Raw genomic sequence first — 26,517 nt, forward strand, 5'->3', positions numbered from 1 at the left:
TTTGTGAAATTCGCACAATCTCCTCACATTTTTTTAAAATTTTAAAAAAATTGATAAACAAGAAAGCGCTTTATTTTGTATACTAGTTACTGTAAAGAGGGACCCCCTCAAGATTTTATCAGGAGGACAGCACATGTCACAAGAAAAATACATCATGGCTATTGACCAAGGAACAACTAGTTCTCGTGCCATCATTTTTAACAAAAAAGGAGAAAAGGTCAGCTCTAGTCAAAAAGAGTTCACTCAGATTTTCCCTCAAGCAGGTTGGGTAGAGCACAATGCCAATGAAATTTGGAACTCTGTTCAGTCAGTTATCGCGGGTGCTTTCATCGAAAGTGGTGTGAAACCAAGTCAAATCGAAGCAATCGGGATTACCAACCAGCGTGAAACAACTGTCGTCTGGGATAAGAAAACAGGACTTCCTATCTACAACGCTATCGTTTGGCAATCACGCCAGACAGCTCCTCTGGCTGAACAACTAAAAAGCCAAGGTTATGTGGAAAAATTCCATGAAAAGACTGGTTTGATCATCGATGCTTACTTCTCTGCTACCAAGGTTCGTTGGATTTTGGACCATGTAGAAGGCGCTCAAGAGCGAGCGGAAAAAGGAGAATTGCTCTTTGGTACTATCGATACTTGGTTGGTTTGGAAATTGACTGACGGTGCGGCTCATGTGACGGACTACTCAAATGCAGCCCGTACCATGCTCTATAACATTAAAGAACTCAAATGGGATGATGAGATTTTGGAAATCCTCAACATTCCTAAGGCTATGCTTCCAGAAGTTCGTTCTAACTCTGAAATCTACGGCAAGACTGCTCCATTCCATTTCTACGGTGGAGAAGTACCAATTTCAGGTATGGCTGGGGACCAACAGGCAGCCCTCTTCGGTCAGTTGGCCTTTGAACCAGGTATGGTCAAAAATACTTATGGAACAGGTTCTTTCATCATTATGAACACTGGTGAAGAGATGCAGTTGTCTGAAAACAACCTTTTGACAACGATTGGTTATGGAATCAACGGCAAGGTTTACTATGCCTTGGAAGGTTCTATCTTTATCGCAGGAAGTGCCATTCAGTGGCTTCGTGATGGACTTCGCATGGTTGAAAATTCACCAGAGTCTGAAAAATATGCTCTCAATTCTCACAACAATGACGAAGTTTATGTCGTACCTGCCTTTACAGGTCTAGGGGCTCCATACTGGAACCAAAATGCTCGTGGTTCGGTCTTTGGCTTGACTCGTGGGACAAGCAAAGAAGACTTTATCAAGGCTACTCTGCAATCCATCGCTTACCAAGTACGCGACATCATTGATACCATGCAGGTGGATGCCAAGACTGCTATTCAAGTCCTCAAAGTCGATGGTGGTGCTGCTATGAACAACTTCCTCATGCAGTTCCAGGCTGACATTTTGGGAATCGATATTTCCCGCGCTAAAAACTTGGAAACAACTGCCCTCGGTGCAGCCTTCCTAGCTGGTTTGGCAGTGGGTTACTGGAAGGATTTGGACGAGTTGAAACTCTTGAACGAGACAGGAGAACTCTTTGAGCCATCCATGAACGAATCGCGCAAGGAACAACTCTACAAGGGCTGGAAGAAGGCTGTGAAAGCAACGCAAGTCTTTGCGGAAATCGACGACTAATACTGTTTCTTGATGCAATGATCAGCTTAAGAATGAAACGACTCAGTTAGAAAGTGTGTAAATATGGAATTTTCAAAGAAAACACGAGAATTATCAATTAAAAAAATGCAGGAACGCACCCTGGACCTTTTGATTATCGGTGGGGGGATTACAGGAGCTGGTGTAGCCTTGCAGGCGGCAGCTAGTGGACTTGACACTGGATTGATTGAAATGCAGGACTTCGCAGAAGGAACATCTAGCCGTTCAACAAAATTGGTCCACGGAGGTCTGCGTTACCTCAAACAATTTGACGTGGAAGTGGTATCAGATACAGTTTCTGAGCGCGCGGTGGTTCAACAAATCGCTCCACACATTCCAAAACCAGATCCAATGCTCTTGCCTGTTTTTGATGAGGATGGAGCGACCTTTAGTCTCTTCCGTCTCAAAGTAGCCATGGACTTGTACGACCTTTTGGCAGGTGTTAACAATACGCCAGCTGCTAACAAGGTCTTGAGCAAGGATCAAGTCTTGGAACGCCAGCCAAACTTGAAGAAAGAAGGCTTGGTAGGAGGTGGGGTTTATCTTGACTTCCGTAATAACGATGCGCGTCTCGTGATTGAAAACATCAAACGTGCCAACCAAGACGGTGCTCTTATTGCCAACCACGTTAAGGCAGAAGGCTTCCTCTTTGACGAAAGTGGCAAGATTACAGGTGTTGTAGCTCGTGATTTGTTGACAGACCAAGTCTTTGAAATCAAGGCCCGTCTGGTGATTAACACAACAGGTCCTTGGAGCGATAAGGTACGTAATTTGTCAAATAAGGGAACCCAATTCTCACAAATGCGTCCAACTAAGGGAGTTCACTTGGTAGTGGATTCAAGTAAGATCAAGGTTTCACAGCCAGTTTACTTTGATACAGGTTTGGGAGACGGGCGTATGGTCTTTGTTCTCCCACGTGAAAACAAGACTTACTTTGGTACAACGGATACAGACTACACAGGTGATTTGGAACATCCAAAAGTGACGCAGGAAGATGTAGATTATCTACTTGGTATTGTCAACAACCGCTTCCCAGAAGCAAACATTACCATTGATGATATCGAAAGCAGCTGGGCTGGTCTTCGTCCATTGATTGCAGGCAATAGCGCTTCTGACTACAATGGCGGAAATAACGGAACCATTAGTGATGAGAGCTTCAATAGCTTGATTGCAACTGTCGAAGCTTATTTATCGAAAGAAAAAACGCGTGAAGATGTTGAATCTGCTGTCAGCAAGCTTGAAAGCAGCACATCTGAGAAACATTTGGCTCCATCTGCAGTTTCTCGTGGTTCGAGCTTGGATCGTGATGATAATGGTCTTTTAACCCTTGCTGGTGGTAAAATCACAGACTACCGTAAGATGGCTGAAGGAGCTATGGAGCGCGTGGTTGACATCCTCAAAGCCGAATTTGACCGTAGCTTTAAACTGATCAACTCTAAGACTTATCCTGTTTCAGGTGGAGAATTGAACCCAGCAAATGTGGACTCAGAAATCGAAGCCTTTGCTCAACTTGGAGTGTCACGTGGTTTGGATAGCAAGGAAGCCCAGTATCTCGCAAATCTTTACGGTTCAAATGCACCGAAAGTCTTTGCCCTTGCTCACAGCTTGGAACAAGCGCCAGGACTCAGCTTGGCAGATACCTTGTCCCTTCACTATGCAATGCGCAATGAGTTGGCTCTTAGCCCAGTTGACTTCCTCCTTCGTCGTACCAACCACATGCTCTTTATGCGTGATAGTTTAGATAGCATCGTTGAGCCGGTTCTGGATGAAATGGGACGATTCTATGACTGGACTGAAGAAGAAAAAGCAGCCTACCGTGCGGATGTCAAAGCAGCTCTTGCTCAAAACGATTTGGCAGAACTAAAAAATTAAAAAAGGAAAAGAGGTGGAGGGCAGCATTCCTTGTCGCCCACCCCTTCTTTTAAATGGAGACAAAGATATGATGAAAGAATTATTTGGAGAATTTTTGGGGACCTTAATCCTGATCCTTCTAGGAAATGGAGTTGTAGCAGGTGTGGTTCTTCCCAAAACCAAGAGCAACAATTCAGGATGGATTGTGATTACTATGGGATGGGGAATTGCTGTAGCCGTTGCGGCCTTTGTATCTGGCACGCTCAGTCCAGCCCACCTAAATCCAGCTGTGACGTTTGCTATGGCCTTAAAAGGAACGCTCTCTTGGGCTTCTGTTTTCCCTTATATCCTAGCCCAATTCGCAGGAGCGATGGTGGCTCAGATTTTGGTTTGGTTGCAATTCAAACCGCATTATGAGGCAGAAGAAAATGCAGGCAATATCCTAGCGACCTTTAGTACTGGACCAGCCATCAAGAACACAGTATCCAACTTGATCAGCGAAATCCTTGGAACTTTTGTTTTGCTCTTGACAATATTTGCATTGGGACTCTATGACCTTCAGGCAGGATTAGGGACCTTTGCAGTGGGGACCTTGATTGTCGGTATCGGTCTTTCACTAGGTGGGACAACGGGTTATGCCTTGAACCCAGCTCGTGACCTTGGACCTCGTATCATGCACAGCATCTTGCCAATTCCAAACAAGGGAGACGGGGACTGGTCCTATGCTTGGATTCCAGTTGTAGGACCTATTGTTGGTGCGGCCTTAGCAGTTCTCGTATTTTCACTTTTCTAAGATAAAAGAGTTATTGGCAACAGAGTTTGAGATGGAAATCTCAGGCTCTTTTTTGATGGCCAAAACATTAATATTTTAACTTATCTTAAAATAAGCTAAAACCAATTTTTAAGTTATGGTAAACAGTTGAAAAAAAGGTTGATAAAGTGGTAAAATGTTAGGAAGATAAGATGCTAACAATACATACTGATAGTTAATAGAAACAATATATTAATGGATAGCTTATGAAAAAACAACGAAATTTACATGTATTCTTAGGCCGGACGGCTCTATATTTTGTAATCTTGCTTGGTTTGCTTTATTTTTTTAGTTACCTTGGTCAGAGCCAAGGCACCTTTATTTATAATGAGTTCTAGTTTAAAGGAGAAGAGGAACAGTGTCTAATAAACCGATAAAAGATATGATTGAAACGATTGAGCACTTTGCTCAGACACAAGCCAGTTATCCAGTTTACAATGTTTTGGGGCAAGAGCATACTTATGGTGACCTGAAGGCTGATTCGGATAGTTTGGCTGTAGCTATCGACCAACTAGGCTTGCCTGAGAAATCTCCAGTCGTTGTTTTTGGTGGTCAGGAGTATGAGATGTTGGCTACCTTTGTAGCGTTGACTAAGTCAGGACATGCCTACATTCCAATTGATAGCCATTCGGCCTTGGAACGAGTTTCTGCTATCGTAGAAGTTGCAGAGCCAAGCTTGATTATTGCTATCTCAGATTTTCCATTAGAGCAAACTAGCGTACCGATACTGAATTTAGAGCAAGTCCATGAAGCTTTTGCTCAAGCTTCTAGCTACGAGATGAACCATCCAGTCAAGGGAGATGACAATTACTACATTATCTTTACTTCTGGTACGACTGGTAAGCCTAAAGGAGTGCAGATTTCCCATGACAATCTCCTCAGCTTTACCAACTGGATGATTACAGACAAGGAATTTGCGACGCCAAGTCGTCCACAAATGCTGGCTCAGCCCCCTTATTCTTTTGACCTATCTGTCATGTACTGGGCGCCAACCTTAGCACTGGGTGGTACGCTTTTTGCTCTTCCTTCAGCCATTACTCAGGACTTCAAAAAACTCTTTGCGACGATTTTTTCCTTGCCCATTGCTATCTGGACCTCAACACCATCCTTTGCAGATATGGCCATGTTGTCAGAAGACTTTAACAGTGAGAAAATGCCAGGAATCACGCATTTCTACTTTGATGGTGAAGAATTGACAGTCAAAACAGCTCAAAAACTGCGCGAGCGATTCCCAAATGCCCGTATTATCAATGCCTACGGACCAACAGAAGCGACGGTAGCTTTGTCAGCAGTTGCCGTCACTGATGAGATGTTGGCGACTCTCAAACGCTTGCCAATCGGCTATACTAAGGCTGATTCTCCAACCTTTATCATTGATGAGGAAGGTAAGAAAGTTCCAAATGGTGAGCAAGGAGAAATCATTGTTTCTGGGCCAGCTGTTTCAAAAGGCTATATGAATAATCCTGAAAAAACAGCAGAAGCTTTCTTTGAGTTCGAAGGTCTTCCAGCCTACCACACAGGGGATGTAGGAACCATGACAGATGAGGGATTGCTTCTCTATGGTGGACGCATGGATTTCCAGATTAAGTTTAATGGTTATCGTATTGAGCTTGAAGATGTTTCTCAAAACCTCAACAAGTCTCGCTTTATCGAGTCGGCTGTTGCTGTCCCACGTTATAACAAGGACCACAAGGTACAAAATCTACTGGCCTATGTCATCCTAAAAGACGGTGTCCGTCAGCAGTTTGAGCGTGATATCGATATTACCAAGGCTATCAAGGAAGACTTGGCTGATATCATGATGTCTTATATGATGCCGTCTAAGTTTCTCTATCGAGACAGTTTACCACTAACGCCTAATGGTAAAATTGATATCAAGGGCTTGATTAACGAGGTAAACAGTAGATGATGGAGCTTTATAAACAGCTACCTCATTTGGAACCTTATGGTGATCTTCAGTACTTTTTATACGTAATTGTTGCAACTTTACCTATCTTTATCGGTCTTTTTTTCAAGAAACGTTTTGCCTTGTACGAGGTGCTCGTTAGTCTCTTCTTTATCGTCACCATGTTGGTCGGTGGAAAGACGAATCAAATAAGCGCTTTGATCCTTTATGTTATCTGGCAAGTGCTGCTTGTATCTTTCTACAAAAGGTACAGGAAACAACGGGATAGTAAATGGATATTTTACCTAGTTAGCTTTCTATCCCTATTGCCAATCGTCTTTGTGAAAGTATCTCCTGCTATTCATGGACCTCAATCTTTGTTTGGATTTTTAGGGATTTCTTACTTAACTTTTCGTGCAGTTGGGGTTATCGTTGAGTTGAGAGACGGTGTCATCAAGGATTTAACGATTTGGCAATTCTTACGTTTTCTTCTCTTTATGCCGACTTTCTCAAGTGGTCCCATTGATCGTTTCAAACGCTTCAATGAAAATTACGAGACCATTCCTGAGCGGGATGAGCTGATGGATATGCTAGAAGAGGCTGTCAAATATATCATGCTTGGCTTCCTCTACAAGTTTATCTTGGCTCACATTTTAGGAGAGACATTATTGCCTCCGCTGAAAAATTTGGCCTTGCAGACAGGTGGTTTCTTTAACCTCTACGCTTTAGCGGTCATGTACACCTTTGGTCTGGAGCTCTTCTTTGACTTTGCGGGCTACTCTATGTTTGCCTTAGCTATTTCAAACTTGATGGGTATTCATAGTCCTATCAACTTTAACAAGCCCTTTTTGTCAAGGGATTTAAAAGAGTTTTGGAATCGCTGGCACATGAGTCTGTCTTTCTGGTTCCGTGACTTTGTCTTTATGCGGATGGTTATGGTGTTGACCAGAAAGAAGGTCTTTAAAAATCGCAATGTGACCTCAAGTGTAGCCTATATTCTCAATATGCTGATTATGGGATTTTGGCATGGTGTGACCTGGTACTACATCGCCTATGGACTTTTTCATGGGATTGGGCTGGTCATCAATGACGCTTGGGTTCGTAAGAAAAAAGCGCTCAATAAAGAACGGAAAAAAGCTGGAAAGGGTTCCTTACCTGAGAATCGCTGGATTCAGTTGCTTGGCATGGTTGTCACCTTCCATGTCGTGATGGTTTCATTCTTAATCTTTTCTGGATTTTTGAATGATTTATGGTTTAAAAAATAAAAGGATATAAAAAATGGATATCAAATCAGAAGTTATTGAAATTATTGATGAGTTGTTTATGGAAGATGTTTCTGACATGATGGATGAAGATCTTTTTGATGCCGGTGTCTTGGATAGCATGGGAACGGTTGAATTGATTGTTGAGATTGAAAACCGTTTTGACATTCGTGTTCCAGTGACGGAGTTCGGTCGTGATGACTGGAATACGGCTAATAAAATCGTAGAAGGTATTACGGAGTTGAAGAATGCTTAAACGCTTGTGGCTGATCTTCGGGCCTATCTTCATTGCTGGGTTTTTGGTTCTGCTACTCATCTTTTTTTATCCAAGTACAACAAGCCACAATCTAACGGAGGAAAAATACTCGGCGGCTTCTGTTAGTGCAGAGAGTTTTAAAGAGAGAAGCCAAAAAGTAAGGGCTCTTACGGATCCAAATATGCGTTTTATTCCTTTTCTAGGGTCCAGTGAATGGATTCGATTTGATAGTGTCCATCCAGCTGTTTTAGCGGAAAAATACCATCGTCCCTATCGTCCTTACTTTCTAGGCCAAGCAGGGGCAGCCTCTCTCAATCAATATTTTGGTCTACAGCAAATTTTGCCAGAAATAGAGAATAAGCAGGCTGTATTTGTGATTTCGCCTCAGTGGTTTACGGAGACAGATTATGAACCCGCAGCGTTTCAGAGATTTTTTAACAGTGACCAATTGACAGCTTTTTTGGGAAATCAATCTGGTGACATTGCTGCAAAGCATGCGGCTATTCGATTGTTAAAGCAGAATCCTAATGTTGCATTAAAAGGCATTGTTCAAAAATTGTCAAAGGGTGAAGAATTATCAGATGTTGATCAGGTTGCTATTGATATTTTTGCGCGATTCAACGAAAAACAATCCGCTCTCTTTGGACAATTCTCCATTCGAGGACAACTCAAGTACAAGGAACACGTGGAGAACTATTTAAAAGATCTTCCGGATCAATTTTCTTATGATGAGTTAGAAAAAATTGTTCGTAAGGACGCAGAAGCAAATACGACCAATAACGATATGGGGATGGAAAATCATTTCTATACGAGAGAGGTTCAAAAGGATTTAAAAAAATGGGAAGGGTATCAAAAAAATTACAACTTCCTCAAGTCCTCTGAATACAATGATTTGCAGCTGGTCCTCAATCAATTTGCTAAGTCAAATGTCAATGTGCTCTTTGTCATTCAGCCGGTTAACAAGAAGTGGATGGAGTACACAGGACTCAGCGAAGAGATGTACCAGCATGCAGTGGAGAAAATTCGTTACCAATTAGAAAGTCAGGGTTTTACCAATATTGCTGATTTTTCAAAAAATGGAGGGGACCCTTATTTTGTTAAGGATACCATTCATCTAGGATGGTTAGGTTGGCTGGCTTTTGATAAGGTTGTCAATCCTTTCTTGACGGATTCGAAACCAGCTCCAGACTACAAGATGAATGACCGCTTCTTTAGCAAGGACTGGGCGACCTATGATGGGAATATCAAAGATTTCCAATAAAATGAGTTAAAAGTTTGGGGTTTGAACCCAAGCTTTTTTGTTTAAATGGCGAATATTTAAGATGAAAATAGGTCAAAAGTTTCAAAATTTTTAGAAATAGCGTATAATATAAAAGAGAAAAAGAAAAGAAAGGGATTTTAAAATGAACAAACGTTCTTTATTACCTGTCTTATCGACAGCCCTGTTAGCTCCAGCCTTCTTAGCTGGACAAGTATACGCTGAAGAAGCAACAACTCCTGCAGAAAGTTCAGCTGTCGTAGCGACTCCTGCTACGTCGGCGACTCCAGCTCCTGTTGAGAGCCCTGTGGTACCGGAAACTTCGGCAACTTCAGAAGCGGTTGTACCTGCAGAAACTCCGTCAGCTCCTGCTGAATCTACTAAAAGCGAAGAAAAGGACACCGTTATCTTACACACCAATGATGTCCATGGTCGTATTGTAGAGGAAAAGGGAGTAATTGGAGATGCCAAGTTAGCGACTGTCATTGAACAGGAGCGTGCGAAATCAAATCAAAATACTCTAGTAGTTGATGCGGGAGACGCTTTTCAAGGTTTACCGATTTCCAACTCTACTAAGGGTGAAGCGCGTGCTGAAATTCTCAATCAGATGCAGTATGATGCCATGGCAGTAGGAAACCATGAGTTTGACTTTGGTCTTGATGAAGTTAAAAAATACAAGGAAATCTTGAAATTCCCATTACTTAGCTCAAATACCTACGTCAATGGAGCTCGTCTTTTTGAAGCTTCTACAATTGTTGATAAAGATAAGACTGTGGAAGGTGATGAATTTGTTGTAATCGGTGTGACAACACCTGAAACTGCTACAAAAACCCACCCTAAAAACATTAAAGGGGTAACTTTTACAGATCCAATCTCTGAAGTCAATAAGGTCATCGAAGAAGTTCAAGCTAAGGCTCGTGCAGAAGGTAAGGACTACAAACACTATGTTGTGCTGGCTCACTTGGGTGTGGATACCACAACTCCAGTCGAATGGCGCGGTTCAACTTTGGCAGAAGCCTTGTCTAAAAATCCTCGTTTGAAAGGGAAACGCGTAACAGTAATCGATGGGCATTCTCATACAGTAGCTTCCACAACTTATGGCGATAATGTTACCTATAATCAAACAGGAAGTTACCTTCATAATGTTGGGAAAGTTATCTACAAATCACGTCAGCTTTTGGGCAATCCAACTCAGATTCCGGCTGCTGATGCTAAAAAATTACCAGCCAATCCAACAGTTGAAAAACTAGTCAAAGACATTAAACAAAAATACGATGCTGAAAATGCAGTTGAGATTGTCTCAAACAGCCCTGTAGAACTAAACGGTGATCGTGAAAATGTTCGGGTCCGTGAAACCAACCTCGGAAACGTCGTGGCAGACTCGCTCTATCAGTATGGTCAAACAGGATTTAGCCATCCGACAGACATCGCTGTGACAAATGGTGGTGGTTTGCGTGAAACCATTGCAAAAGGCAAACCGATCACTAAAGGAAATGTCATTGCTGTTCTTCCATTTGGGAATACCATCTCACAAATCCAAGTGACGGGGCAACAAGTTTTGGATATGTTTGAAAAATCACTCGGATCTATCTTGCAGGTCGATAAGGATGGCAAGAAGGTCTTGGATGAGAACGGGCAACCATTGTTAGAGCCAAGTGGTGGTTTCTTGCAAGTTTCAGGTGTGAAGGTCTACTATGATACCAACCTCCCATCGGGCAAACGTGTCTTGGCCATCCAGGTCAAAAACCGCACGACTGGTCGTTATGATCTCCTAGACCTCGCAAAAACTTACTATCTTGCAACCAATGATTTCCTAGCTGCGGGTGGTGATGGCTACACTATGTTGGGTGGCGCTCGTGAAGAAGGTCCATCTATGGATGCAGCCTTTGAAGAGTATCTGAAAACCGCTGATTTGACCCAGTATGAAAAGGTCAATCCGAACTCACGGACGATTTCTGTGGATTCTAAAAACTTTAGTCTACCAGTAGAAACGCCTCAAACGAATGCGGCTGCTAACGATGCGACTACAAATGTGCCATTGACTTATGAGGTGGCAGGTCAATTTAGCAAGAAAGCAGTTGTCTCAGAAAAAGCCCTCCCAAATACAGGAAGCGAACAGTCCATCTTCTTGCTCTTGATGGGAATGGTAGCTGGTTTGACAGGTATCTTATCGAGTCGAAAACCAAAGCAAAAATAGGTTAAATTTTACATCTAGAAGAGTCTAGGGAAACGTTTTTACGCCTTTTTCCCTTGACTCTTTTTTGGTTTATGATATAATTAACCAGTAAAGAATCGGCGGCTATCTCTATTTTTTACGAAAAAGATAGCTTGGGAAGGAGTAACACATGAGACAGCTTGCACAGGAAATCGACAATTTTTTAAACGAGGTGATCTTGAGATCTGAGAACCAGCATGAAATTCTGATTGGGCATTGCACAAGTGACGTAGCCTTGACCAATACTCAGGAACACATCCTCATGCTCTTGTCAGAAGAATCCCTAACCAACTCGGAGTTGGCCCGTCGCCTTAATGTCAGTCAGGCGGCAGTGACCAAGGCTATCAAGTCTTTGGTTAAAGAGGGTATGTTAGAGACATCCAGAGATCCAAAGGATGCGCGTGTGATTTTTTACCAACTGACAGAACTAGCTCGACCAGTGGCAGAGGAACACCACCATCATCATGAACACACGCTCTTAGCCTATGAACAAGTAGCAAGTCAGTTTACTCCAAATGAACAAGAAGTGATCCAGCGGTTTTTAACTGCTTTAGTAGGAGAAATCAAATAATGCGGTATATTACAGTAGAGGACTTGTCTTTCTATTATGACAAGGAACCTGTCCTCGAGCACATCAACTATAGTGTTGATAGTGGGGAGTTTGTCACCCTGACTGGTGAAAATGGAGCTGCCAAGACGACGCTTATCAAGGCGAGTCTAGGCATCTTGCAGCCAAGATTTGGCAAGGTAACCATCTCAAAGACAAATACTCATGGGAAAAAGCTTAGGATAGCCTATCTTCCCCAGCAGATAGCCAGTTTTAATGCTGGCTTTCCAAGTACAGTTTATGAATTTGTTAAGTCGGGTCGCTATCCTCGAAAGGGCTGGTTCCGTCGCTTGAATGCCCATGATGAGGAGCATATCAAGGCCAGTCTAGACTCGGTTGGTATGTGGGAACACCGTGACAAACGAATTGGCTCCCTCTCGGGGGGGCAAAAGCAACGAGCAGTGATTGCTCGGATGTTTGCTTCTGATCCAGATATCTTTGTCTTGGATGAGCCGACGACAGGGATGGATGCAGGGAGCAAAAATGAATTTTACGAACTCATGCACCACAGTGCCCACCATCATGGCAAGGCTGTTTTGATGATTACCCATGACCCTGAGGAGGTCAAGGACTATGCGGATCGCAATATCCATCTGGTTCGTAACCAAGATTCGCCATGGCGTTGTTTTAACGTTCACGAAAGCGACCAGGAGGTGGACCATGCTTAGTTTGTTATCCTATGACTTCATGCAGCGTGCCTTCTTGGCGGTCATTGCCATGAGTCTCTTTTCTCCGGTTCTTGGGACTTTCCTTATCTTACGTCGTCAGAGTCTCATGAGCGATACCCTCAGTCACGTTTCTCTATCAGGAGTAGCCTTTGGTCTGGTTTTGGGGATTTCTCCAACTATTTCAACCATTGCTATTGTCTTGATCGCAGCGGTCTTTCTAGAGTATCTCCGGACAGTCTATAAGAACTTTATGGAAATCGGAACTGCCATCCTCATGTCTACAGGGCTTGCAGTGTCTCTTATCGTGATGAGTAAGGGCAAAAGTTCGAGCTCCATGAGTTTGGACCAATATCTCTTTGGGTCTATTGTGACTATTAGCCAGGAGCAGGTGATATTCCTCTTTGCCATTGCGGCGGTCGTTTTGCTCTTGACTTTCTTGTTCTTGCGACCAATGTATATCCTGACTTTTGATGAGGACACGGCCTTTGTGGATGGCTTGCCAGTTCGTACCATGTCTATCCTCTTTAACATGGTGACAGGGGTGGCCATTGCCCTTATGATTCCAGCTGCAGGAGCCCTTTTGGTGTCGACCATTATGGTCTTGCCAGCTAGCATTGCCCTTCGTCTGGGGAAAAACTTCAAATCCGTTATGTTACTAGCCAGCGCTATTGGCTTTTTGGGAATGGTGGCAGGTCTCTATATTTCCTACTATGCAGAAACACCTGCCAGCGCTAGTATCACCATTATCTTTGTAGCTGTCTTTTTGGTAGTCAGTCTACTGAAACGTTTTATCAAATAGGAGAATGAAATGAAAAAACTGAGCTTACTACTGGCTAGTCTATGTGCCCTGTTTTTAGTGGCTTGTTCCAATCAAAAACAGGCAGATGGGAAACTCAATATCGTGACAACCTTTTACCCTGTCTACGAATTTACCAAGCAAGTCGCAGGAGATACTGCTAATGTAGAACTCCTCATCGGTGCTGGTACAGAACCTCACGAATATGAACCGTCTGCCAAGGCAGTTGCTAAAATCCAAGACGCAGATACCTTTGTCTATGAAAATGAAAATATGGAAACTTGGGTTCCAAAATTGTTAGAATCCTTGGATAAGAAAAAAGTGAAAACTATCAAGGCGACAGGTGATATGCTCCTCTTGCCAGGTGGTGAGGAAGAAGAGGAAGGTCATGACCATGGCGGTGAAGGTCACCATCACGACTACGATCCCCACGTTTGGCTTTCACCAGCACGCGCCATTAAACTAGTAGAGCACATCCGTGATAGCTTGTCAGCAGATTATCCTGATAAAAAAGAGACTTTTGAAAAGAATGCAGCTGCCTATATTGAAAAATTGCAAGCATTGGATAAGGCCTACACAGATGGTTTGTCTCAAGCTAAACAAAAGAGCTTTGTGACCCAGCACGCTGCCTTTAACTACCTTGCCTTGGACTACGGTCTCAAGCAAGTATCCATCTCAGGTCTCTCACCAGATGCAGAACCATCAGCAGCACGTTTGGCGGAATTGACAGAGTATATCAAGAAAAACAAGATTTCTTATATCTACTTTGAAGAAAATGCCTCACAAGCCCTCGCCAATACACTTTCAAAAGAAACAGGTGTCAAACTAGACGTACTCAATCCGCTAGAAAGTCTAACAGAAGAAGCAACCAAGGCTGGTGAGGACTATATCTCCGTGATGGAGAAAAACCTCAAGGCTTTGAAACAGACAACGGACCAAGAAGGACCGGAAATCGAGCCAGAGAAGGAAGAAAATACCAAGACAGTTCACAATGGTTACTTTGAGGATGCAGATGTCAAAGACCGTACCTTGAGTGACTATGTAGGCAACTGGCAGTCAGTTTATCCTTTCCTTGAGGATGGGACCTTTGATCAAGTCTTTGACTACAAGGCTAAGTTGACTGGCAAGATGACCAAGGATGAGTACAAGGCCTACTATAGAAAAGGCTATCAGACAGATGTGACTAAAATCAACATCACGGACAACACTATGGAATTTGTTCAAGGTGGGCAAAGCAAGAAATTCACCTACAAGTACGTCGGCAAGAAAATCTTGACTTATAAGAAAGGCAATCGTGGCGTGCGCTTCCTCTTTGAAGCGACAGATGCGGACGCTGGACAGTTCAAGTATGTTCAGTTTAGTGACCACAATATTGCCCCAGTTAAGGCAGAACATTTCCATATCTTCTTTGGAGGTACTAGCCAAGAAGCCCTCTTTGAAGAGATGGATAACTGGCCAACCTACTACCCAGATAACCTATCTGGTCAAGAAATCGCCCAAGAAATGTTGGCGCATTGATGCAAGAGAAGATCCCGCAAATCTGCGGGATTTTTTGCTAGAAACGATTAGGTTGTTAGGTATTATAGTATCACAGATGTACTGTTCACAATGTGATAAAGAAGTCATTATCTATTGGCTGCTTCTCACTAGCTGACGAATGCAAAAGTTACGATTGTACAAATTATAGAATCTTTTCAGGGGATTTAGGAAGGAATCTTAGTCATATTGACGCTGCTATCGCTTTTTATTATAGTCAAGGAGAGAGCAGTCTGGAACAATAGTTTATTCACAGTCTGTGGATAAGTCTAGGGGGAAATGACATACAACTCAGGGTGTTGAAGTATCCTGAAAATAGTTCCGTATGTTAGTGAATTTCTGGAAAGCTAGTATAAACCCTAGTACAGAGCTATTTGACAAAGGTCTGTTTAGGGTGACAGGTGAGCTAGAGACTGAAAAAACTAGTTTTTAGGTATGTTTTCTTATCCACAAGTTGTGGATAACTTTGTGAACAAGAGAAAGAGATGTGAGATGATGACGAAAATAAAACCGCATGGACCATTACCAAGCCAGGCCCAGCTGGATTATTTAGAGGATGAACTAGCTGCCTTTATCCATTTTGGTCCCAATACCTTTTATGACCAAGAATGGGGGACTGGACAGGAGGATCCTGAACGCTTTAACCCGACCAAGTTGGATGCGCGTGAATGGGTTCGGGTACTCAAAGAAACGGGTTTTAAAAAGCTGATTTTGGTGGTGAAGCACCACGATGGCTTTGTCCTCTACCCGACAGCACATACAGATTATTCGGTCAAGGCTAGCCCTTGGAGGGATGGAAAGAGGGACTTGCTCCTTGAGGTTTCCCAAGCTGTGACTGAGTTTGATATGGATATGGGAGTGTATTTGTCTCCTTGGGATGCTCACAGTCCCCTCTATCACGTGGACCGAGAAGCGGATTACAATGCCTACTATCTGGCTCAATTGAAGGAAATTTTATCAAATCCTGCCTATGGGAATGTCGGTAAGTTCACTGAGGTGTGGATGGATGGTGCTCGAGGCGAAGGGGCTCAGAAAGTCAACTATAAGTTTGAGACCTGGTTTGAAGCCATTCGTGACTTGCAGGGCGATTGTTTGATTTTCTCAACTGAGGGAACCAGTATTCGCTGGATTGGAAATGAACGAGGCTATGCAGGGGATCCCTTGTGGCAAAAGGTCAAACCAGACCAGTTAGGAACAGAGGCGGAATTAGATTATTTACAGCACGGTGATCCCTCGGGTACGTTGTTTTCAATCGGTGAGGCAGATGTATCCCTTCGGCCGGGTTGGTTTTACCATGAGGATCAGGATCCCAAGTCTCTTGAGGAATTGGTCGAAATCTACTTTCACTCAGTGGGGCGGGGAACTCCACTCTTGCTTAATATCCCACCGAATCAAGACGGCCTCTTTGACGAAAAGGATATCCGGCGACTGTATGAATTTGCTGCCTACCGTGACACACTCTATAGGGAAGATTTAGCTCTGGGAGCCAAGGTATCTGGCCCTGCTCTATCACCAGACTTTGCCTGTTCTCACCTGACAGATGGACGGAAGACCAGTTCATGGGCAAGTGATGCAGAGTTGCCAATCCAATTAGAGCTCGATTTAGGGGCACCTAAAACTTTTGATGTGATCGAGCTGAGAGAAGATTTGAAGCTGGGGCAACGCATCGCCGCTTTCCGTGTTCAGGTAGAGTTGGATGGTGTCTGGCAGGAATTTGGTTCTGGCTATACTGTTGGCTACAAACGTCTCTTACGAGGATCAGTCGTTGAGGCGCAAAAGATACGCGTGACCATTACAGAGGCACAGGCATTTCCTTTGTTGACCAAAATTTCACTCTATAAAATACCTACCTTGCCGAAAAAAGAAGTCGTTCAGCAACTAGAGTTTTCAGAAAAAAGTTTGGCTGTGACCAAGGGAAAAAATGTCCACTTTACAGTGAAGCGCATAGAATCTAGCAGTCCTTTAGAAGCTAAGATTTCGATTCAACCAGGGACGGGTGTGCATGGTGTCGCTTATCGGGACGAGATTCAAGTCCTTGCGTTTCAAGTTGGCGAGACTGAAAAAAAGCTAACGCTACCAACCTTGTATTTTGCAGGAGATAAAACCTTGGACTTTTATCTGAATCTGATGGTAGATGGGCAGCTGATTGACCAGCTTCAGGTCCAAGTTTCATAAAAGAAGAACCTTTGCGCGATGCAAAGGTTCTTTTGGTTAGGAGTGATTTGGTAGCCAGCTGAGGGTGAAGGTTAGTTGCTCAGCTTTCAAGAGGTCTTGATGTTGAATGCTAGATACTGGGGTCTGGTCCAATCGGCATTCTTTGACAAAGTTGAAATGGCTGTGGTTTTGCTCGGCATGGATATCCAGCCACTTATCTTCCTTAGCCAGGTAGACACGGAGATGGTCAAAGAGAGGGATTCCGAGATCGTAACTTGGTTTGCCTGGACAGGTCGGGTAGAATCCAAGAGCTGACCAGATATACCAAGCAGAGAGACTTCCATTGTCCTCATCGCCAGGATAGGCTTGCCAGCTGGGGTGAAAGGCTTTTTGACGCAAGGTCTTGATGAGAAGAGCGGTATAGTCAGGGTAGTCGCTGTAGCGGAAGAGATAAGGAATGTGGAAGCTAGGCTGGTTGGAAATGGCGATTTGCCCAAAAGGAGCGGTAGCCATCTCGCTCATCTCGTGAATCTCGTAACCATAGCCAGTCGTCTCAAAGAGAGGAGCGTCCTGACAGGTTTTCAAAAGATAGTGGCTGAAGGCTTCTTTTCCGCCCATAAGCTGGATTAAGCCTGGGATGTCGTGGAGAACGCCTAAAGTCGCTTGAATGGCAGAGCATTCGGCGTAGTCGCGTCCCCAACTATAGGGAGAGAAGTCAGGACGGAAGTTGCCTTGACGATCTCGCGCTCGCATGTAACCTGTTTCAGCATCAAATAGATGACGGTAATTTTGAGACGCAGTTCTATAAGTTTCCGCGATGTCATTCTGACCAAGCTTTTCGGCACAGCTGGCGATACAAAAATCGCTATAGGCGTAGTCAAGGGTGTGACTGACACTTTCGTGGTGGTCGGTAGAGAGGTAGCCCAATTCTTGGTATTGGGCTAGTCCGTGACGACCATTGATGCCGAGAGGGTCGGATTTAGTGGCTATCTCCAGCATGGCTTGGAGGAGTTCTTCTTCTAGGTAGGGGGCCATGTCCTTGCAGGCGCTATCTGCGATAATGCCATCTAAAAGGGTACCAGGCATCATGCCACGTTCATCTGGGGCCAGCCATTTTGGCAGGAATCCAGTATCGCGGTAGCTATTGAGGAAACCTTCTAGAAAGCGGTGATAGTGTTCCGGTATGATAAGGGCAAAGAGGGGAAAGGTGGTGCGGAAGGTATCCCAGAAACCATTGTTGCTAAAGAGGACGCCGGGTTTGACAGTACCAGTAGCCAGATCCATGTGGATGGCTTGCCCTGATTCATCAACCTCATAAAAAGTCTGTGGGAAGAGGAAGAGTCTGTAAAGGCAGTGGTCAAAGAAGGTCCGGTCGGTTTCCCCTGTCTCCACGATATCAAAACGGTGGAGGAGATTTTCCCAGTTTGCTTGGGCATTTGCTTTACAGCTATCGAAGTCCGTTTGAGGTAGATTAAGCAGAGCTTGAGAAGGCGATATGAAAGAAGTTGCTAGTTGAATCTCGGCTTGACTGCTTGCTAAGTCAATTCGCCAGTCTCCCTCTTCTTGTGTGATAGCAAGAATATCCGTATTCATTTGTAAAGCAGTAAACAGTATCAGCGGATTTTTGTTGGTCTCTGTTTTACCTTCTTGTCTTAGGGCCAGAGTCCGCTTATCTATTTGTTCTACTGTCAGTTCATCTGCTGCGTGAAGATAGAGGGAGAGGGCTTTGCCTTGCTTTTGCTCCAAACGAATAGAAGCGCCATAGCAAGTCGGTGTGAGCTGGGTTCCAATCTGATAGCGCAGGGAGAAAATCTTCAGATAATGAGGCTGGAAAGAGGCCTTATCCATATCATAGGAGGACTGACGGTGAAAGAGGCTGTCTCCACCTAGCTGGCCTGTAACAGGTGTCAGAAGGAGCCAAGAGTAGTCCCCAATCCAAGGACTGGGTTGGTGGGTTAATCGAATCCCTTGAAAAATGGGCAGATGCGGATCGAAAAACCAAGCTCCCTCCTGGTCACTGGTCTGGGGCACAAAATAATTCATCCCAAAAGGCACGCCTGTGTAAGGCAGGGTATTTCCCCGAGAAAAGGCGTGTTTGCTGGCAGTCCCAAAACGGGTATCGATGGTTTCAAGTAGTGGTTTCATAGTCTTTCCTTTAGCTGTTTTTCTACATTATATCAGAAAAATGAGACCTTTAGATATGGGGTTCGAAAGTAAGCAATTTTGTAGAAAAATGACTATCATTTGTGTATGTATTTTCTGTCTCAAAAACTATATACTGAACATGAAACTTGTTTGAAAGAGGAAATTGCACGATGATTTATTCGAAAGAAATTGTTAGAAAATGGCTAGACGAAGTAGCAGAGCGGGCTAAGGACCATCCGGAGTGGGTGGATGTCTTTGAGCGTTGCTATACAGACACCTTGGACAATACGGTTGAGATCCTAGAAGATGGTTCAACCTTTGTACTCACAGGGGATATTCCTGCCATGTGGCTTCGGGATTCGACAGCACAACTTAGACCCTACCTTCATGTGGCTAAAAGAGATCCTCTCTTGCGTCAGATCATTGCAGGTTTGGTCAAGCGTCAGATGACCTTGGTGCTCAAGGATCCTTATGCCAACTCCTTTAACATTGAGGAGAACTGGAAGGGCCACCACGAGACTGACCATACCGACCTTAATGGTTGGATTTGGGAACGCAAGTATGAGGTGGACTCGCTTTGCTATCCTTTGCAACTGGCTTATCTCCTTTGGAAAGAGACTGGCGAGACCAGTCAATTTGATGAGACTTTTGTCGCAGCTACCAAGGAAATTCTTCATCTGTGGACGGTGGAACAAGACCACAACAATTCACCTTATCGTTTTGTCCGTGATACGGACCGCAAGGAAGATACTCTGGTAAATGATGGCTTTGGACCTGCCTTTGCAGTGACAGGTATGACCTGGTCAGCCTTTCGTCCGAGTGATGACTGCTGCCAGTATAGCTACTTGATTCCGTCCAATATGTTTGCCGTAGTCGTATTGGGGTATGTGCAAGAAATCTTTGCAGAACTGGATCTAGCTGATAGCGAGGGTATTATTGCTGACGCTAAGCGTCTCCAAGCAGAGATCCAAGAAGGCATCGAAAACTACGCTTACACAACTAACAGCAAGGGTGAAAAGATTTATGCCTTTGAAGTGGATGGTTTAGGGAATGCTAGCATCATGGACGATCCAAATGTACCAAGTTTGTTGGCTGCGCCTTATCTGGGCTATTGCGACATTGAAGACGAAGTGTATCAAGCTACACGCCGCACTATTCTGAGCCCTGAAAATCCATATTTCTACCAAGGGAAATACGCTAGTGGCCTAGGAAGTTCTCATACCTTCTATCGCTATATCTGGCCCATTGCCCTTTCTATCCAAGGCTTGACAACAAGAGATAAGGCAGAGAAGAAATTCTTACTCGATCAGCTGGTTGCCTGCGATGGTGGCACAGGTGTCATGCATGAAAGCTTCCACGTGGACGACCCAACGCTTTACTCACGTGAATGGTTTTCTTGGGCCAACATGATGTTTTGTGAATTAGTCTTGGATTACCTGGATATTCGCTAATACTCTTCGAAAATCAAATTCAAACCACGTCAGCTTCGCCTTGCCGTAGATATGGTTACTGACTTCGTCAGTTCTATCTACAACCTCAAAGCAGTGCTTTGAGCAGCCTGCGGCTAGTTTCCTAGCTTGCTCTTTGATATAAGGAGCTCACTTTAGTTTCACCGATTCGTGTCAGAATCACACCTTTACATTTAAAACGTTAAAATTTAAATTTAGAATGAGGTTTTACTTCATGGAAAATGTTGTTGTACATATTATCTCACATAGTCACTGGGATCGTGAGTGGTACTTGCCTTTTGAAAGCCACCGTATGCAGCTGGTGGAATTGTTTGACAATCTCTTTGATCTCTTTGAAAATGACCCTGAGTTCAAGAGTTTCCACTTGGATGGACAAACTATTGTCCTAGATGACTATTTGGAAATTCGCCCTGAAAATCGCGACAAGGTCCAACGTTACATTGACGAAGGCAAACTCAAAATTGGTCCCTTTTACATCTTGCAGGATGATTACTTGATTTCAAGTGAAGCCAACGTCCGCAATACCTTGATTGGTCAAGCAGAATGTGCAAAATGGGGCAAATCAACTCAGATTGGTTACTTCCCAGATACCTTTGGAAATATGGGACAAGCTCCTCAAATCCTTCAGAAATCAGGCATTCACGTGGCAGCCTTTGGGCGTGGTGTGAAGCCGATTGGATTTGACAACCAAGTTCTCGAAGATGAGCAGTTTACTTCCCAGTTTTCAGAAATGTACTGGCAGGGTGCGGACGGAAGCCGCGTCCTCGGTATCCTCTTTGCCAACTGGTACAGTAACGGGAATGAAATCCCAGTTGATAAGGACGAGGCCCTAACTTTCTGGAAACAAAAATTGTCAGACGTGCGTGACTACGCTTCGACCAACCAATGGTTGATGATGAACGGATGTGACCACCAGCCTGTACAGCGCAATCTGAGTGAAGCCATTCGTGTGGCTAATGAACTCTTCCCAGATGTGACCTTTGTGCATAGTTCATTTGACGACTATGTCCATGCAGTAGAAAGTGCTCTACCGGAGCAGTTATCAACGGTTACAGGTGAGTTGACAAGTCAGGAAACAGATGGTTGGTACACACTTGCCAACACTTCTTCATCACGCATTTACCTCAAACAAGCCTTCCAAGAAAATAGCAACTTGCTAGAACAAGTGGTGGAGCCATTGACCGTAATCACTGGCGGCCACAACCATAAGGATCAGTTGACCTATGCTTGGAAAGTCCTTCTACAAAATGCGCCACATGACAGTATCTGTGGCTGTAGCGTGGACGAGGTTCACCGTGAGATGGAGACACGTTTTGCCAAGGTCAACCAAGTCGGAAACTTCGTTAAGACCAATCTTCTCAACGAGTGGAAGGGTAAAATTGCAACTCAGGAAGCTCAAAACGACCATCTCTTTACGGTTATCAATACAGGCTTGCATGACAAGGTTGATACTGTCAGCACAGTGATTGATGTGGCGACTTGTGATTTCAAGGAATTGCACCCAACAGAAGGCTATAAGAAGATGGCAGCCTTGACCTTGCCAAGCTACCGTGTCGAAGACTTGGAAGGGCATGCTGTAGAAGCGAAAATCGAAGATCTGGGAGCTAACTTTGAGTATGATTTGCCAAAAGACAAGTTCCGTCAGGCTCGTATCGCTCGACAAGTGCGCGTGACAGTACCTGTTCATCTGGCACCACTTTCTTGGACAACCTTCCAATTGCTCGAAGGAAAACAAGAACACCGTGATGGTATTTACCAAAATGGAGTAATTGATACGCCATTTGTAACGGTCAGTGTGGATGAAAACATCACGGTCTACGACAAGACAACTCATGAAGCGTATGAAGATATTATTCGCTTTGAAGACCGTGGTGACATCGGAAATGAGTACATCTATTTCCAACCAAAAGGAACAGAGCCTATCTACGCAGAGCTGAAAGGCTATGAAGTCCTGGAAAATACAGCACGTTTTGCTAAAATCTTGCTCAAGCATGAATTGACAATTCCAGTAAGTGCAGACGAAAAACTGGATGCGGAACAAAGAGGCATCATCGAGTTTATGACGCGTGAAGCAGGGCGCTCAGAAGAATTGACAATCCTTCCTCTGGAAACAGAGATGACCGTCTTTGTTGACAATCCACAAATCCGCTTCAAGACTCGCTTTACCAATACTGCCAAGGACCACCGTATCCGTCTCTTGGTTAAGACTCATAACACGCGTCCAAGCAATGACTCTGAAAGCATCTATGAGGTAGTAACACGACCAAACAAACCAGCTGCTTCTTGGGAAAATCCTGAAAATCCACAACACCAGCAAGCCTTCGTCAGCCTTTATGACGATGAAAAAGGGGTGACAGTGGCTAATAAAGGACTGCACGAGTATGAAATCCTTGGAGACGATACCATTGCTGTGACCATTCTTCGTGCCTCAGGTGAGTTAGGTGACTGGGGTTACTTCCCAACACCAGAAGCTCAGTGTTTGCGTGAGTTTGAAGTCGAGTTTGCTCTGGAATGCCACCAAGCAGGGGAACGCTTCTCAGCTTTCCGTCGTGCCAAAGCCTTCCAAACACCATTCACTAGTCTTCAGGTCGCTAAACAAGAAGGAAGTGTTGCAGCAACTGGTAGCCTCTTGAGTCATGCGGCACTCAGCTTACCACAAGTTTGCCCAACAGCCTTTAAAGTGGCGGAAAATGAAGAAGGATATGTACTCCGTTACTACAATATGAGTCAAGAAAATGTGCGCATATCAGAACACCAACAAACCATTTTGGACTTGCTTGAACAACCATACCCCGTTCATTCAGGACTCTTAGCGCCACAAGAAATTCGCACAGAATTGATCAAAAAAGAAGACATTTAACAGTTTTAAAGTGTTCTATAACTAATACTATGAGATAGAAAGGAGGGGCGAAAGAGTAAGGATTAACTACTGATTCGCCCCTTTTTTGGTGAAAATATGACGATTGCAACCATTGATATTGGAGGAACTGGCATTAAGTTTGCCAGTCTGACTCCTGATGGAAAAATACTAGATAAGACAAGTACACCGACACCAGAAAACTTGGAGGAATTACTAGCTTGGCTAAACCAACGCTTGTCAGAACAGGACTATCGTGGGATTGCTATGAGCGTTCCAGGCGCGGTCAATCAAGAAACAGGTGTGATTGAGGGAATCAGTGCCGTGCCTTACATCCATGGCTTTTCTTGGTATGAAGCTCTTGCACATCATCAACTCCCTGTCCATCTAGAAAATGATGCCAACTGTGTTGGACTTAGTGAACTGCTGGCTCACCCAGAGATTGAAAATGCAGCCTGTGTCGTGATTGGGACAGGAATTGGCGGAGCTATGATTATCAATGGGAAACTTCACCGTGGTCGCCACGGCTTAGGTGGTGAGTTTGGCTACATGACAACCATTGAACCAGCTGAAAAACTCAACAACTGGTCGCAACTAGCATCTACAGGAAACATGGTTCGCTACGTAATTGAAAAATCCGGTCAGACTGACTGGGACGGTCGCAAGATTTACCAAGAAGCTGCAGTCGAGAATGCTCTTTGCCAAGAAGCCATTGAGCGTATGAACCGTAATCTGGCTCAAGGCTTGCTCAATATCCAGTATCTGATCGATCCAGATGTCATTAGTCTGGGAGGCTCTATCAGTCAAAATCCAGATTTTATCCAAGGCGTCAAAAAAGCTGTTGATGCATTTGTCGAAACCTACGAAGAATACACGGTCGCACCAGTTATCCAGGCCTGCACCTATCACGCAGACGCCAATCTCTACGGTGCCCTTGTCAACTGGTTGCAGGAGGAAAACCAATGGTAATTTTTACAGGACTTAGTCCCAAACAAACTCAGGCAATCGACTTGCTGACAAAGCATATCTCTTTACTAGATGTGGAAGTTGCAGTCGCTCAGTCTGACCAAGCCTCTATCTCTATCAAGGGTGAGGGTGGATACTATCAACTAACCTATCGCAAACCTCACCAGCTATACCGCGCCTTGTCCTTATTGGCAACAGCTCTAGTAGAAGGTGATAAGGTAGAGATTGAAGAACAGGCTGCTTACGAAGAGTTGGCCTACATGGCAGACTGTTCCCGAAATGCAGTTCTAAATGTCGCTTCTGCCAAACAGATGATTGAAGTTCTGGCTCTTATGGGCTACTCAACCTTTGAGCTTTATATGGAAGACACTTATCAAATCGAGGGACAACCTTATTTTGGTTACTTCCGTGGAGCTTATTCGGCTGAGGAGTTGCAGGAAATAGAAGCCTACGCCCAGCAGTTTGACATGACCTTTGTGCCTTGTATCCAGACCTTGGCCCACTTGTCGGCCTTCGTCAAATGGGGCGTTAAGGAAGTGCAGGAGCTTCGTGATGTAGAAGATATCCTCCTCATTGGCGAAGACAAGGTTTATGACCTGATTGATGGCATGTTTGCCACTCTGTCTAAACTGCAGACACGCAAGGTCAATATCGGGATGGACGAAGCTCACTTGGTTGGTTTGGGGCGCTACCTCATTTTGAACGGTGTTGTGGACCGTAGTCTCCTCATGTGCCAACACTTGGAGCGCGTGCTGGATATTGCCGATAAGTATGGTTTCCACTGCCAAATGTGGAGTGACATGTTTTTCAAACTCATGTCAGCAGATGGCCAGTACGACCGTGATGTGGAAATTCCTGAGGAAACTCGCGTGTACCTAGATCGTCTCAAAGACCGTGTGACCTTGGTTTACTGGGACTATTATCAGGATAGCGAGGAAAAATACAACCGCAATTTCCGCAACCATCACAAGATTAGCCAAGATATTGCCTTTGCAGGTGGTGCTTGGAAGTGGATTGGATTCACACCCAACAACCATTTCAGCTGTCTCATCGCTATTGAGGCCAATAAAGCCTGTCGTGCCAATGACATCAAAGAAGTCATCGTGACGGGTTGGGGGGATAATGGTGGCGAGACAGCCCAGTTCTCTATCCTACCCAGCTTGCAAATCTGGGCAGAACTCAGCTACCGCAATGACCTAGATCGTTTGTCTGCTCACTTCAAGACCAATACAGGTCTTTCGGTTGAGGACTTTATGCAGATTGACCTAGCTAATCTCTTGCCAGACCTACCAGGCAATCTCAGCGGGATCAATCCCAACCGCTACGTCTTTTATCAGGATGTTCTTTGCCCGATTCTTGACCAGCACATGACACCTGAACAGGACAAGCCGCACTTCGCTCAGGCTGCTGAGACGCTTGCTGAAATCAAAGAAAAAGCTGGCGCCTACTCTTATCTCTTTGAAACTCAGGCCCAGTTGAACCAGATTTTAAGTAGTAAAGTGGATGTGGGACGACGCATTCGTCAGGCCTACCAAGCGGGTGATAAAGAAAGTTTGAAAGAAATCGCAAGACAAGAATTACCAAAACTTAGAAGCCAAATCGAACATTTCCATACCCTCTTTAGCCGTCAATGGTTGAAAGAAAACAAGGTCTTTGGTTTGGATACGGTTGATATCCGTATGGGCGGACTCTTGCAACGCATCAAACGCGCAGAAAGCCGCATCGAGGCTTATCTGGCAAGACAAATTGAGCGCATTGACGAGCTAGAAGTTGAAATCCTACCATTTACTGACTTCTACGCAGACAAGGATTTCGCAGCCACCACAGCTAACCAGTGGCACACCATTGCGACAGCTTCAACGATTTATACGACTTAATACTCTTCGAAAATCTCTTCAAACCACGTCAGCTTCGCCTTGCCGTATAAATGTTACTGACTTCGTCAGTTTTATCTGCAACCTCAAAGCAGTGCTTTGAGCAGCCTGTGGCTAGCTTCCTAGTTTGCTCTTTGATTTTCATTGAGTATAAAAACAAGAACAGTGTCCCTTGTTCAGAGTGTTTCTCGTGAAACCTATTTCTTATAAAAAACTTCTCCACAAAAAATAATTTGTGGAGTTTTTT

19 protein-coding genes are annotated in these 26,517 nt (G+C 44.3%); 18 read left to right on the forward strand and 1 reads right to left on the reverse strand.

The features are described 5' to 3' along the window. Positions 1-133: 133 nt before the first annotated feature. From glpK to M1F63_RS00415, 14 genes are all read left to right on the forward strand, one after another. Positions 134-1,642, forward strand: a complete 1,509-nt coding sequence (gene glpK, locus M1F63_RS00350) for a glycerol kinase GlpK (RefSeq protein WP_070569537.1) — start codon at positions 134-136, stop codon at positions 1,640-1,642. 63 nt (positions 1,643-1,705) lie between these two features. After that, positions 1,706-3,532 (forward strand): type 1 glycerol-3-phosphate oxidase, encoded by a 1,827-nt coding sequence (glpO, locus tag M1F63_RS00355; protein WP_247921105.1) that lies wholly within the window; start codon positions 1,706-1,708, stop codon positions 3,530-3,532. A gap of 67 nt (positions 3,533-3,599) precedes the next feature. After that, positions 3,600-4,304, forward strand: a complete 705-nt coding sequence (locus M1F63_RS00360) for an MIP/aquaporin family protein (protein WP_070569533.1) — start codon at positions 3,600-3,602, stop codon at positions 4,302-4,304. 224 nt (positions 4,305-4,528) lie between these two features. Further along, a complete protein-coding gene (locus M1F63_RS00365) occupies positions 4,529-4,660 on the forward strand; it encodes a teichoic acid D-Ala incorporation-associated protein DltX (RefSeq protein WP_008276434.1) in 132 nt (43 codons plus the stop codon). Positions 4,661-4,680: 20 nt separating this feature from the next. After that, on the forward strand, positions 4,681-6,231 hold the full coding sequence (gene dltA, locus M1F63_RS00370; protein ID WP_070569530.1) for a D-alanine--poly(phosphoribitol) ligase subunit DltA: 1,551 nt from the start codon (positions 4,681-4,683) through the stop codon (positions 6,229-6,231). After that, positions 6,228-7,472, forward strand: a complete 1,245-nt coding sequence (gene dltB / locus M1F63_RS00375) for a D-alanyl-lipoteichoic acid biosynthesis protein DltB (protein WP_070683623.1) — start codon at positions 6,228-6,230, stop codon at positions 7,470-7,472. Before dltA ends, dltB begins: the two co-directional genes overlap by 4 nt. 13 nt (positions 7,473-7,485) lie before the next feature. Continuing rightward, positions 7,486-7,725: a D-alanine--poly(phosphoribitol) ligase subunit DltC gene (gene dltC, locus M1F63_RS00380; RefSeq protein WP_000351972.1), complete on the forward strand. Its 240-nt coding sequence runs from the start codon at positions 7,486-7,488 to the stop codon at positions 7,723-7,725. Further along, the gene (gene dltD, locus M1F63_RS00385) at positions 7,718-8,986 is read left to right on the forward strand and encodes a D-alanyl-lipoteichoic acid biosynthesis protein DltD (protein ID WP_247940456.1); all 1,269 of its coding nucleotides are present in this window, start codon (positions 7,718-7,720) and stop codon (positions 8,984-8,986) included. The genes dltC and dltD overlap by 8 nt, the downstream gene beginning before the upstream one ends. A gap of 142 nt (positions 8,987-9,128) precedes the next feature. Beyond that, positions 9,129-11,180, forward strand: a complete 2,052-nt coding sequence (nt5e, locus tag M1F63_RS00390) for a cell surface ecto-5'-nucleotidase Nt5e (RefSeq protein WP_247921102.1) — start codon at positions 9,129-9,131, stop codon at positions 11,178-11,180. 148 nt (positions 11,181-11,328) lie between these two features. Beyond that, on the forward strand, positions 11,329-11,769 hold the full coding sequence (gene adcR, locus M1F63_RS00395; RefSeq protein ID WP_001249328.1) for a zinc-dependent transcriptional regulator AdcR: 441 nt from the start codon (positions 11,329-11,331) through the stop codon (positions 11,767-11,769). Continuing rightward, positions 11,769-12,473, forward strand: a complete 705-nt coding sequence (locus M1F63_RS00400; RefSeq protein ID WP_001269482.1) for a metal ABC transporter ATP-binding protein — start codon at positions 11,769-11,771, stop codon at positions 12,471-12,473. The genes adcR and M1F63_RS00400 overlap by 1 nt, the downstream gene beginning before the upstream one ends. Further along, positions 12,466-13,272, forward strand: a complete 807-nt coding sequence (locus tag M1F63_RS00405; protein WP_247940457.1) for a metal ABC transporter permease — start codon at positions 12,466-12,468, stop codon at positions 13,270-13,272. Before M1F63_RS00400 ends, M1F63_RS00405 begins: the two co-directional genes overlap by 8 nt. A 9-nt stretch (positions 13,273-13,281) precedes the next feature. After that, positions 13,282-14,787: a zinc ABC transporter substrate-binding lipoprotein AdcA gene (adcA, locus tag M1F63_RS00410; protein WP_125413854.1), complete on the forward strand. Its 1,506-nt coding sequence runs from the start codon at positions 13,282-13,284 to the stop codon at positions 14,785-14,787. Between the two features lie 513 nt (positions 14,788-15,300). After that, positions 15,301-16,980 (forward strand): alpha-L-fucosidase, encoded by a 1,680-nt coding sequence (locus M1F63_RS00415; RefSeq protein WP_247940764.1) that lies wholly within the window; start codon positions 15,301-15,303, stop codon positions 16,978-16,980. 36 nt (positions 16,981-17,016) lie between these two features. Here the strand turns inward: M1F63_RS00415 and M1F63_RS00420 are convergent, their stop codons facing one another. Beyond that, on the reverse strand, positions 17,017-19,104 hold the full coding sequence (locus M1F63_RS00420) for a GH92 family glycosyl hydrolase (RefSeq protein ID WP_247940458.1): 2,088 nt from the start codon (positions 19,102-19,104) through the stop codon (positions 17,017-17,019). A 170-nt stretch (positions 19,105-19,274) separates the two neighbouring features. Here M1F63_RS00420 and M1F63_RS00425 point away from each other — a divergent pair, with 170 nt between their 5' ends. The 4 genes from M1F63_RS00425 (at position 19,275) to M1F63_RS00440 (ending at position 26,273) form a co-directional block, all read left to right on the forward strand. Next, positions 19,275-20,555, forward strand: coding sequence for a glycoside hydrolase family 125 protein (locus tag M1F63_RS00425; RefSeq protein ID WP_247940459.1), 1,281 nt, complete (start codon positions 19,275-19,277; stop codon positions 20,553-20,555). A 232-nt stretch (positions 20,556-20,787) separates the two neighbouring features. Continuing rightward, a complete protein-coding gene (locus M1F63_RS00430) occupies positions 20,788-23,433 on the forward strand; it encodes an alpha-mannosidase (RefSeq protein ID WP_247940460.1) in 2,646 nt (881 codons plus the stop codon). Between the two features lie 96 nt (positions 23,434-23,529). Then, on the forward strand, positions 23,530-24,399 hold the full coding sequence (locus M1F63_RS00435) for an ROK family protein (protein ID WP_247940461.1): 870 nt from the start codon (positions 23,530-23,532) through the stop codon (positions 24,397-24,399). After that, positions 24,393-26,273, forward strand: a complete 1,881-nt coding sequence (locus tag M1F63_RS00440) for a beta-N-acetylhexosaminidase (RefSeq protein ID WP_247940462.1) — start codon at positions 24,393-24,395, stop codon at positions 26,271-26,273. The genes M1F63_RS00435 and M1F63_RS00440 overlap by 7 nt, the downstream gene beginning before the upstream one ends. Positions 26,274-26,517: the final 244 nt, after the last annotated feature.

Origin of the sequence: Streptococcus oralis (assembly GCF_023109155.1) — a bacterium.
Taxonomy (GTDB): Bacteria; Bacillota; Bacilli; order Lactobacillales; family Streptococcaceae; genus Streptococcus; species Streptococcus oralis_BZ.